The following is a 10,510-nucleotide window of genomic DNA, read 5'->3' on the forward strand; positions in this document are numbered from 1 at the left end:
ATGAAATATTGGACCCGGATTTGGATGGTGCATTCATCACGGTGCCTGAGGTGCGTATGGCGCCTGATCTCAAAATTGCCAAGGTCTATATTATGCCCTTGGGGGGGCAAAAAGTGGACGTAGTGGTTGAAGCACTCAACCGCAACCAAAAGTTCATTCGCGGACAGGTCGTTGCAAATCTCAATCTAAAACACGCGCCAGAGTTTCGTTTTTTTGCCGATGAAACGTTTGATGAAGCGGGCCGGATTGAGAAACTCTTGCGTTCAGACCATGTGGCGCAAGATCTGCAGCCCCGCGATGATCAGAACGATCCTGAAGACATTTAAGCGATCAAAAGCAAATCAATGACCCAAATTAAACGCCAAAAACGCGCCGTTTCCGGCTGGCTTGTTCTCAATAAGCCCTATGATGTGACCTCCACCCAGGCGGTGGGGAAAATCAAATGGCTTTATAGCGCCAAAAAGGGCGGCCATGCCGGCACTCTTGATCCGCTGGCAACCGGTATTTTACCCATCGCCTTGGGCGAAGCCACCAAAACGGTGCCATTTGTGCAAGATGGGGTCAAAATATATGAGTTTGACCTCAAGTGGGGCTCAACCACCACCACCGATGATCTCGAGGGCGAAGTGACCGCAACATCTGACGTGCGTCCGAGTCAGTCAGAACTAGAAGCCATTTTGCCCGCCTTTACCGGAGTGATCACCCAGGTGCCGCCCGCCTTCTCTGCGATCAAGATCAATGGCGAACGTGCCTATGATTTGGCACGCGCAGGCGAACAAGTGGACATGCCGTCCCGTGAAGTTGAAATTGAAGCCTTTGAACTGCTGGCGCATAGTGATCAGATTTCAACATTTCGCGTTACTTGCCAAAAGGGCACCTATGTTCGTGCATTAGCGCGCGATATTGCCGAGCAACTGGGTTCAAAAGGCCATGTGTCGCGTTTGCACAGGGCGGCGGTTGGCCCGTTCACCGATCAAGATGCGGTAACGATTGAACAAATTGAAGCATTGGAATTGGCCGAGCGTGATCAGCAATTGCGCCCGCTTAATGAAGCCGTGAGCCATTTGCCAGAAGTGGTGCTGGACGAACGCCAAGCACAACTGGTGCGTATGGGAAATCCAGCGCTTTTGATTGGCCGCAACGCGCCTATCGCCTTGGATGAGGCATATGCCACCCACAAAGGGGCAATGGTTGCGATGGGATATGTTGAAAAAGGCCAGTTCAAACCTTCCCGTGTGATTGTTGCGGGCTGAAACGCTGCACAAACCTACCTCTTTTCATATGTCCTATTTTGCTGTATAAGCCAGCGCAACCGCTCCTATGGCTTAACCAATGGGCGGCCAATTCGGGCCAGCGCTGGACGACATCTTGGCGCATGGCGGCTTTTACTCCTTTAGTTTGTAAGAAGGGAATTTACGATGTCGATTACTGCTGAGCGCAAAGAAGAGCTTATCAAAGAATATGCAACCAAAGAAGGTGACACAGGTTCACCAGAAGTTCAGGTTGCGATCCTTTCGGAGCGTATTTCAAACCTCACCGAACACTTTAAAGACCATAAGAAAGACAACCACTCACGTCGTGGTCTTTTGAAAATGGTTAGCTTGCGTCGTCGTTTGCTGGATTATACCCGCAATAAAGACGAAGCACGTTACAAGTCGCTCATCGAGCGTCTAGGCTTGCGCCGCTAGGCACAACCAAATTGGCGCGGTGGTCTGTGGCTACCGCGCCTTTTTACAATCTGGCCGAACGGCCAAGCGGGCGGGATCGTCGGTCGCTTTTGATATGAACGTATCTTCAAAAGCGCCTTGCCATCCAGCTCTCTTCTCCGTTCAGCACACAAATGAACGACGCCTTGTCGATTTCGAAAATGTGGCCATGAGGGACACATCCGCCAAGGCATTTTAGGATAAAAAATATGTTTGATCACCATAAGGTGGAACTAAACTGGGGCGGCCAACCGCTGACCCTTGAAACAGGCAAAATGGCACGTCAGGCAGACGGTGCTGTTCTAGCAACCCTTGGCGAAACCGTTGTATTGGCAACTGTTGTTTCAGCCAAATCTGCAAAACCGGGCGTCGACTTCTTCCCGATGACGGTAAACTACCAAGAAAAATTCTACGCTGCGGGCAAAATCCCGGGTGGCTACTTCAAACGTGAAGGCCGTCCTACAGAAGCGGAAACATTGATCTGTCGCTTGATCGACCGTCCAATCCGCCCCTTGTTCCCAGCAGGCTATAAGCACGAAACACAAATCGTTGTAACCGTGCTTCAGTATGACCTTGAGAACCGTCCAGACGTCCTTGGCTTGGTCGCCGCTTCAGCAGCACTTACAATTTCGGGCATTCCATTCATGGGCCCAATTGGTGCGGCACGCGTTGGTTATATCGATGGCGAGTACGTTCTAAACTTTGCACCAGAGCAAGAAACAGATTCAAAATTGGATCTGGTTATGGCTGGCACGCAAGACGCTGTTTTGATGGTTGAATCAGAAGCCAGCGAATTGAGCGAAGATCAGATGCTTGGCGCGGTTATGTATGGCCACGAGCAATCACAAAACGCGATCGACGCCATCATCAAGCTTGCACAATTCGCGGCTAAAAAGCCACGCGAATCCGAAGCTGAAGATAAATCAGCGCTAGAAGCTGACATGCTTAAATTGGTTGAAGACGACATTCGTGCCGCTTACCAAATCACAGAAAAGCAAGAGCGCTACGTTGCACTTGATGCGGCCAAAGCCAAAGTCAAAGCACATTATGCGCCAGCTGAAGGTGAAGCCCCAGCTTATAAAGACGAAACAATTGGCGCGGTGTTTAAATCACTTCAAGCCCAAGTTGTTCGCCTGAGCGTTTTGGACACAGGCAAGCGTATTGATGGTCGTGACCTGTCAACAGTACGCCCTATCGTTGCTGAAGCTGGCATTTTGCCACGTACGCACGGTTCCGCCGTGTTTACCCGTGGTGAAACTCAGGCCTTGGTTGTTGCAACGCTAGGTACAGGCGACGACGAGCAGTTCGTTGACAGCCTTGATGGCACGTTCAAAAACAACTTCATGCTGCACTATAACTTCCCTCCTTACTCAGTAGGTGAAGCTGGTCGCATGGGTGGCACAAGCCGTCGCGAAACTGGCCATGGCAAATTGGCGTGGCGCGCGATTAACCCAGTGCGTCCAAGTGTTGAAGAATTCCCCTATACTATTCGTATTGTTTCTGAGATCACAGAATCTAACGGTTCGTCTTCAATGGCGTCTGTTTGTGGTGCATCTTTGGCGCTTATGGATGCGGGTGTTCCAATGCCTCGTCCGGTCTCTGGTATTGCCATGGGCTTGATCATGGAAGGCGATCGTTTCGCTGTGCTTTCAGACATCTTGGGTGACGAAGATCACCTTGGCGATATGGACTTTAAAGTGGCGGGTACTTCTGATGGTATCACATCGTTGCAAATGGACATCAAAATCGCTGGCATCACCGAAGACATTATGAAAACCGCTTTGGCACAAGCCAAAGAAGGTCGTCATCACATCTTGGGTGAAATGTCTAAAGCTCTTGATGGCGCTCGTGATGAAGTTGGTGAGTTTGCACCACGCATCGAAACCATGAAGATCCCAACCGACAAAATCCGTGAAGTGATCGGTTCTGGCGGTAAAGTGATCCGTGAGATCGTTGAAAAAACAGGCGCTAAAGTGAACATCGAAGACGATGGCACCATCAAAATCGCTTCAAGCGATGGCAAAGCCATCGACGCAGCGGTTAAATGGATTAAGTCGATCACAGATGAGCCTGAAGTTGGCGAAATCTACCAAGGTACCGTTGTTAAATGCGTTGATTTTGGCGCATTTGTGAACTTCTTCGGTCCACGTGATGGCCTAGTGCACATTTCACAACTTGCCGATAAACGCGTTGAAAAAACAACTGACGTGATCAAAGAAGGCGAAAAAGTTTACGTGAAACTTATGGGCTTTGATGACCGCGGCAAAGTGCGTTTGTCGATGAAAGTTGTAAACCAGGAAACTGGTGAAGAAATCAAAGAAGGCGAAGACGCAGAATAATCTGTTCTAACCTTTGTTGAATAAAGAAGCCCGGCCCGAGAAATCAGTGCCGGGCTTTTTGCTTTCTTCACTTTTGATTGACCCCGGATTAAGTCCGGGGAGGCCAAGAGGACAGTTTGATTTTCGTAAGGGCATTCCCGGCCCTGAGCCGCGATCAAGTCCCACTTGCAACGGCTTTTACATGGATACGTACAACCGGCGGGGGGCGGGGTCGGGAGCGCAGCGACCAACGGCGGCGCGAAAAAAGAGCCGGGGGGGCCGGGCCAGCCTGCGCGGCGCGAGCGCCAAAAGAAGCTGAGCGCAGCGACCAACGGCGGCGCGAAAAGAGCTGCCTAGCCAACCCGGTCCGGCAACACTCGATGAGGCGGCTGATGGCCATCTAAGAACGCGCGCATATTAACAATAACGGTTTCACCCATCTCAATACGCCCCTCGAGGGTCGCCGACCCCATATGGGCCGTCAAAACAATTTTGTCTTGCCGGGCGAGGTCTAAAAGGGCGGGGTTGATCACTTTATGATGTTCAAACACATCAAGCGCCGCACCAGATATCTCGCCCAATTGCACCGCTTCGATTAATGCCTTTTCGTCGATCAAATTCGGCCGCGCAAGATTGACCAAATAGGCGTCGTCTTTCATCAGCGCCAACCGCTCTTTGTTGATGATATTGCGGGTTTTTTCGGTTGAAGGTGTGTGCAGCGTAACAATGTCTACGGCGCTAAGCATTTCATCTAGATTGTCCCAATAGTGTGCATCCAACTCTTCTTCCACCACCCCGGGTTTTCGGGACCGGCCAAAATAGTGGATCTCCAACCCAAAGGCGCGGGCGCGCCGGGCAACTGCCATGCCAATGCGGCCAAGCCCTACTATGCCGAGCCGTTTACCAGCGAGGCGACGCCCCAACATCCAATTGGGCGACCAGCCCGGCCACGTGCCGTCTTTCAATAAGGTTTGTGAGCCTTCGATCAAGCGTCTAGGCACCGCCAATATCAACGCCATGGCCATATCTGCTGTGTCGTCTGTTAGAACGCTGGGGGTGTTGGTCACGGTGATGCCACGCGCGGATGCGGCGTTCACATCCACATTGTCCACCCCATTGCCAAATTGGGCGATCATGCGCACATTTTTGCCCAGCGCCCCAATCACCTCGGCATTGAGTTGATCGGTGATGGTGGAAACCAAAATATCGCAATCCTGAGATTGTACGATTAGTTCTTCACTGGTTTGGGGGCGATCTTCGCCAATAAAGTGCGTATCAAACAAAGCCGCCATGCGCTCTTCAATCAGCGCGGGCAACCGTCGGGTCACAAAAATTTTGGCAGTTGATCCTGTCATTCAAACCTCATATTGGCTATAATCCGGTTCAGCATTAGCTGCACAGTCTTAGCTATACCTTAAGGTGTATTTGGCTAATTGTTATGTGAATTCTTTGCCACTGAAAAGAGCTTCTCCCCGAATGTCAAAAATCAAAACCACACGCCAATCCCTTGCTCGGCATATCATTGTCTTGTTCTTAGCGCTTAGCACCGCGCTGTTGGCGGGTCAGCCGGTGGTTTTGGCGCAATCGGTTGGCGCATCGGGTTTGCCCTTACCCCGTTTTGCTTCGCTTGGCTCGTCCAAGATCAATGTGCGTGTGGGCCCCGGGCAAAAATATGAAGTGGCTTGGATTTTTGTGCAGAACGGCCTCCCCATCGAAATTGTTCAAGAATTTGATGCTTGGCGCAAGGTGCGTGATTCGGAGGGTGCTGAAGGTTGGATCCATAAAACCCTATTGTCGGGCCGTCGCACAGCATTGGTGACCCCCTGGCTTGATGAAGCTGTTTCGGGCACTCCAATTTATGCCCGCGCTGATGCCACGGCACCCCGGCGGGCCATTTTGCAGCCAAAAGTTTTGGTGAGCGTAGACAATTGCGCGGACAATTGGTGCAAAATCAGCGGGCGCTATAAACCTGACGCATCAACGGACAAAAGCGACAATTTCTCTGGCTGGATCAATCAAGTCGCTTTGTGGGGCGTTTATAAAGATGAAAAGGTGAAATAGCCCCGGGCAATCTAGCCTGCGCTTTTTACCCGTACCACCACATCCACATGGGTGATCTTCATGCCTTTAGGCGCCTCAGGCAAACCACTGATTTCAATGTCATTGGTGGGGATATCGACCACCCGGTCTTCATCCTCAATAAAGAAGTGATGGTGATCCGAAGTGTTGGTATCAAAATAGGTGCGGGCCGCATCAACTGTGACTTCGCGCAATAGGCCTGCATCTTTGAATTGGCGCAAGGTGTTGTAAACGGTGGCCAAAGACACGGTGACCCCGTCCGAACCTGCTTCTGCATGCAAGGCCTCCGCGCTGACGTGCCGGTGTCCACCACCATAAAGCAAATCCGCCAGAGCCAAACGTTGCCGTGTTGGGCGCAAACCCGCCATCCGCAAAACAGCGGTCAAACATGGTCCGCGTGAGCCATGTGTATATCTTTGATTGCCAATGTGTGCAGTCATCAGTTCTTTTTCGCGTCTATTTGATCTCTAGTTGCGAATTATAGTCAATTTCAGCACATCAAACAACTGACCATTTGTCACGTGGTGAACGTGTGAACTGTTTCGTTCAACTATTGTTGAATTGTACGTCCAATTGCTTGTGGTTTTATTGAATTACGGCACGTTTTTCTGAAGTGGCTCAGAATCACAAAAATGGGCGAAACTAGGGCGCATTTGCTTTGCGAATGTGAACAAAAATGTTATGCACGGCCAAAAGCATGTCTGGGCCGAGCCACGATTAAATTCAAATTTGGCCGCAGCAACCAAAATAAATGAAGGAAGTTTGGCTTATGACAGAACGTGCCAACCAGTTTAGCTACGAAGAATTAATCTTGCACGGCAAGGGCGAATTGCCCGGTCAAGGCGATGCGAAATTGCCAGCTCCCCCAATGCTTATGTTCGACCGCATCACCAACATTAATGCGGATGAAGGTGAATTTGGCAAAGGCAGCGTAACCGCTGAACTGGACCTTAATCCGGATCTTTGGTTTTATAAGTGTCACTTTATCGGTGACCCTGTGATGCCAGGTTGCTTGGGCCTTGATGCTTTGTGGCAAATGATCGGCTTTTATCTGTCATGGGCCGGATCACCGGGCCGTGGCCGTGCATTGGGCGGGTCAATTAAATTTGTTGGCCAAGCCACAAACGACAAAAAGCTGCTAACATATCATGTGGACATCAAAAAACACATGAAGTCACCTTTGCCATTTGGTGTTGCAACCGGTTGGGTCAAAGCTGACGGCGAAATTATTTACAAGGCGGAAAATTTGCGTGTGGGCTTGATCGGCCTAGAAAACAAGTAGCATCGATCTGGCTGCTTTAATGCGCATGAAGAGGGTTATATGAAAAGAGTTGTCATCACAGGCATGGGGATTGTTTCCTCAATCGGCAATAACAAGCAAGAAGTGTTGCAAAGCCTGCACGACGCTAAACCGGGCATAACACGGGCTGAAAAGCACGTGGAATATGGCTTTCGTAGCCAAGTGCACGGTGAGCCGACCCTAGATCCATTTGCCATTCTTGACCGACGCACAACCCGCTTTATGGCGCGTGGTGCCGCGTGGAACTATATCGCCATGCAAGAAGCGATTGAGCAAGCGGGTCTAGAAGAAGACAATATTTCAAACCCACGCACCGGCATCGTTATGGGGTCAGGTGGTCCATCCACTGAAACGCTGATCAATGCAGCGGATTTGACCCGCAAAAACCTCAGCCCAAAACGCATTGGCCCGCTAGCCGTGCCAAAGGCCATGTCTTCAACCGCGTCGGCCACCTTGGCCACCGCGTTTAAGATCAAAGGCGTGAACTACACGATCACATCTGCCTGCGCGACATCAAAGCACTGCATTGGTAATGCTTACGAGCAAATCCAAATGGGCAAGCAAGACATTGTTTTTGCTGGCGGTTCTGAAGATCTTGAATGGTCAATGTCCAATATGTTCGATGCGCTTGGCGCGATGACATCCAAGTACAATGACACCCCAGAGCTTGCCTCTCGCGCCTACGACAAAAACCGCGACGGCTTCATCATCGCTGGTGGCGCAGGCGTTATGGTCTTGGAAGAATATGAGCACGCCAAAGCACGCGGCGCGAACATTCTGGCTGAAATTGTTGGCTATGGCGCAACTTCTGATGGCTACGACATGGTGGCGCCATCTGGTGAAGGTGCCGAGCGTTGCATGCGCATGGCGCTTGAAACGGTTGATCTGCCGATCGACTATATCAACCCACATGCCACCTCAACTCCGGTTGGCGACATCAAAGAAATCGAAGCGATTCGCAAAGTGTTTGGCAATGAAGATAAGTGCCCACCACTTTCAGCAACCAAATCTTTAACCGGTCACTCATTGGGCGCGGTTGGTGTGCAAGAATCGATTTATTCGGTCATGATGATGAACGAAGGCTTCTTGTGTAAATCAGCCAATATCTTCGAACTCGACCCAGAGTTTGCAGATATGCCAATCTTGCAAGAACGTCGCGACAATCAATCCATTGGCTGCGTCATGTCCAACTCGTTTGGCTTTGGTGGCACCAACGCCACTTTGGTGTTCAAACACAAAGACGCTTAGTTTCTCGGGTTCCCCAACCTAGAAACCCAATTCTGGCACCAATTGGCGGGGGTGCCGGGGAAGCGCCGAAGGCGCGACGGCGGCAAGAAAACTCGGGGGTGCCGGGAAAGCGCCGAAGGCGGCATTGAAAAATCTAAAGGGGCCTCTTGGCCCCTTTTTGTTGTTGAATCTCTTCCAAAAGGAGTAAAAATGGCTGATCCAATTTATGCCATTGGCGATATTCACGGCCAACTCGAAATGCTGCACACAACGCTTGAAAAAATCGAGCGGGATGGCGGCAAGGACGCAAAAATTGTCTTTCTGGGTGACTATGTAGATCGAGGCGAAAACTCCAAAGCCGTTGTTGAGCTTTTGATGAATGGCGTGCAGTCGGGCAAAAACTGGACTTGCCTGTTGGGCAATCACGACCGCATGTTCACCATGTTTTTGGAAGATTATCCCCGCACCGACTATCGCCTAAAACCGGGATATGATTGGTTCCACAAAAATATCGGCGGCATTCAAACCATGGCTTCCTATGGGGTTGAGGTGCACAGTGAAAGTCGGCTTTTTCAAATTCACGAAGATGCAAAAAAGGCCGTACCACAAACACATCTGGATTTCCTGACCAACCTGCCCCTGACCCGCGTTGAAAGTGATTTGCTGTTTGTTCATGCTGGCATTCGGCCAGGTGTTGCATTGGAAAATCAACACCCCGACGATCTTGTATGGATAAGAGAAGGCTTCTTGGATCATACCGCCCCCCACCCATTGCTTGTGGTGCACGGCCACACAACCATCGATGCACCCACCCATTATGGCAACCGGATCAATTTGGATTCAGGCGCTGGCTACGGCAACCCGCTTTCAACGGCGGTGTTTGAAGGAAAAAACAGTTGGCTGCTCACCAGAGATGGTCGAGAAACATTGACACCCTAATGGTTTGAGCGCCAGGGATTGAAACCCGCTGGGACAGATGTTTTTGCTTTTCGGTTGAGCAAAACTCTGTAGAATGAGCGATGTAATCGTTTGCATTGTGTCATAGCTAAAAAGAGGAAACATGGATGCGGATTTTATTTACAGGTGGATCAGGCAAAGCGGGACGCCATGCGGTGGCCTATTTGCTTAACAAGGGACACAGAGTGCTCAATGTTGATCGTGTGCCGTTAGATTTACCCGGCGTCGACAATCGTCTAGCCGACATCACCGACGCAGGGCAAATGTTTGACGTTATGGCGAGCTATGCCGGTTTTGACGAACTTGAACCAGGCAATGGGATGCCAAAATTTGACGCTGTCGTGCATTTTGCAGCCATTCCGCGTCTGCTCTTAACCTCTGACAATGAGTGTTATCGCATCAATACGATCGGTACCTACAATGTCATTGATGCGGCAGTGAAACTTGGCATTCGCAAGATAATCTTTGCATCTTCAGAAACCACTTATGGCGTGTGTTTTGCGGATGGTGAGCGCAAACCTGAATACATACCAATCGATGAAGAGCACCCAGTTATTCCAGAAGACAGCTACGCAATGTCAAAAGTCGTAAATGAGGTCACGGCACGCAGTTTTCAATGCCGCAGCGGCTTCGATATTTACGGCCTACGTATAAACAACGTCATTGAACCGCACGAATATCAGCAAAATTTCCCTGCCTACATGGCCGATCCGTCGCTGCGCAGAAGAAACATTTTTGCCTATATTGATGCGCGAGATTTGGGCCACATGGTTGACCAATGTCTTTCAACAAATGATCTTGGTTTTGAGATTTTTAATGCATCGAACGACGATCATTCTGTAGGGGCGAATTCGGCTGAACTGATTGAACAATTCTACCAAGACGTTCCACAAAAGGGTGAAATTGGACCAAACCAAACATTC

The 10,510-nt window shown here is 50.3% G+C and carries 11 protein-coding genes; 9 read left to right on the forward strand and 2 right to left on the reverse strand.

The window, feature by feature from the left end:
* Positions 1-5: 5 nt before the first annotated feature.
* The 4 genes from rbfA (at position 6) to pnp (ending at position 4,045) form a co-directional block, all read left to right on the forward strand.
* A complete protein-coding gene (gene rbfA, locus Q0231_RS02765) occupies positions 6-326 on the forward strand; it encodes a 30S ribosome-binding factor RbfA (protein WP_299344796.1) in 321 nt (106 codons plus the stop codon).
* Between the two features lie 18 nt (positions 327-344).
* On the forward strand, positions 345-1,253 hold the full coding sequence (gene truB / locus Q0231_RS02770) for a tRNA pseudouridine(55) synthase TruB (RefSeq protein ID WP_299344773.1): 909 nt from the start codon (positions 345-347) through the stop codon (positions 1,251-1,253).
* A 165-nt stretch (positions 1,254-1,418) separates the two neighbouring features.
* On the forward strand, positions 1,419-1,688 hold the full coding sequence (gene rpsO / locus Q0231_RS02775; RefSeq protein ID WP_269393317.1) for a 30S ribosomal protein S15: 270 nt from the start codon (positions 1,419-1,421) through the stop codon (positions 1,686-1,688).
* Between the two features lie 227 nt (positions 1,689-1,915).
* Positions 1,916-4,045, forward strand: coding sequence for a polyribonucleotide nucleotidyltransferase (gene pnp, locus Q0231_RS02780; RefSeq protein ID WP_299344778.1), 2,130 nt, complete (start codon positions 1,916-1,918; stop codon positions 4,043-4,045).
* A 332-nt stretch (positions 4,046-4,377) separates the two neighbouring features.
* Here pnp and Q0231_RS02785 read toward each other — a convergent pair whose 3' ends face one another.
* Positions 4,378-5,379, reverse strand: a complete 1,002-nt coding sequence (locus Q0231_RS02785) for a D-glycerate dehydrogenase (RefSeq protein WP_299344781.1) — start codon at positions 5,377-5,379, stop codon at positions 4,378-4,380.
* 121 nt (positions 5,380-5,500) lie between these two features.
* Here Q0231_RS02785 and Q0231_RS02790 point away from each other — a divergent pair, with 121 nt between their 5' ends.
* Positions 5,501-6,085 (forward strand): SH3 domain-containing protein, encoded by a 585-nt coding sequence (locus Q0231_RS02790; RefSeq protein WP_299344784.1) that lies wholly within the window; start codon positions 5,501-5,503, stop codon positions 6,083-6,085.
* A gap of 11 nt (positions 6,086-6,096) precedes the next feature.
* On the opposite strand, the gene irrA is transcribed toward Q0231_RS02790, so the two are convergent.
* Entirely contained in the window at positions 6,097-6,543 is a 447-nt protein-coding gene (irrA, locus tag Q0231_RS02795) for an iron response transcriptional regulator IrrA (RefSeq protein WP_367274460.1), read from the reverse strand.
* A gap of 329 nt (positions 6,544-6,872) precedes the next feature.
* Between irrA and fabA the strand changes: the two genes are divergently transcribed.
* The 4 genes from fabA to Q0231_RS02815 all read left to right on the forward strand — a co-directional run.
* A complete protein-coding gene (gene fabA / locus Q0231_RS02800; protein WP_269393313.1) occupies positions 6,873-7,385 on the forward strand; it encodes a bifunctional 3-hydroxydecanoyl-ACP dehydratase/trans-2-decenoyl-ACP isomerase in 513 nt (170 codons plus the stop codon).
* Between the two features lie 39 nt (positions 7,386-7,424).
* On the forward strand, positions 7,425-8,651 hold the full coding sequence (gene fabB, locus Q0231_RS02805; protein WP_269393312.1) for a beta-ketoacyl-ACP synthase I: 1,227 nt from the start codon (positions 7,425-7,427) through the stop codon (positions 8,649-8,651).
* Between the two features lie 189 nt (positions 8,652-8,840).
* Positions 8,841-9,569, forward strand: a complete 729-nt coding sequence (locus Q0231_RS02810) for a metallophosphoesterase family protein (RefSeq protein WP_299344790.1) — start codon at positions 8,841-8,843, stop codon at positions 9,567-9,569.
* 125 nt (positions 9,570-9,694) lie between these two features.
* Positions 9,695-10,510: NAD(P)-dependent oxidoreductase (locus tag Q0231_RS02815; RefSeq protein WP_299344793.1), on the forward strand; the 816-nt coding region annotated here is incomplete at its 3' end.

Origin of the sequence: uncultured Maritalea sp. (assembly GCF_937139385.1) — a bacterium.
GTDB classification, from domain to species: domain Bacteria; phylum Pseudomonadota; class Alphaproteobacteria; order Rhizobiales; family Devosiaceae; genus Maritalea; species Maritalea porphyrae_A.

What these genes read in the sequence shown, in the direction of transcription:
- truB (WP_299344773.1), top strand. Translation starts at nt 345, where the DNA reads ATGACCCAAATTAAACGCCAAAAACGCGCCGTTTCCGGCTGGCTTGTT.
- fabB (WP_269393312.1), top strand. Translation starts at nt 7,425, where the DNA reads ATGAAAAGAGTTGTCATCACAGGCATGGGGATTGTTTCCTCAATCGGC.
- Q0231_RS02790 (WP_299344784.1), top strand. Translation starts at nt 5,501, where the DNA reads ATGTCAAAAATCAAAACCACACGCCAATCCCTTGCTCGGCATATCATT.
- Q0231_RS02785 (WP_299344781.1), bottom strand. Translation starts at nt 5,379, where the DNA reads ATGACAGGATCAACTGCCAAAATTTTTGTGACCCGACGGTTGCCCGCG.
- Q0231_RS02810 (WP_299344790.1), top strand. Translation starts at nt 8,841, where the DNA reads ATGGCTGATCCAATTTATGCCATTGGCGATATTCACGGCCAACTCGAA.
- irrA (WP_367274460.1), bottom strand. Translation starts at nt 6,543, where the DNA reads ATGACTGCACACATTGGCAATCAAAGATATACACATGGCTCACGCGGA.
- pnp (WP_299344778.1), top strand. Translation starts at nt 1,916, where the DNA reads ATGTTTGATCACCATAAGGTGGAACTAAACTGGGGCGGCCAACCGCTG.
- fabA (WP_269393313.1), top strand. Translation starts at nt 6,873, where the DNA reads ATGACAGAACGTGCCAACCAGTTTAGCTACGAAGAATTAATCTTGCAC.
- rpsO (WP_269393317.1), top strand. Translation starts at nt 1,419, where the DNA reads ATGTCGATTACTGCTGAGCGCAAAGAAGAGCTTATCAAAGAATATGCA.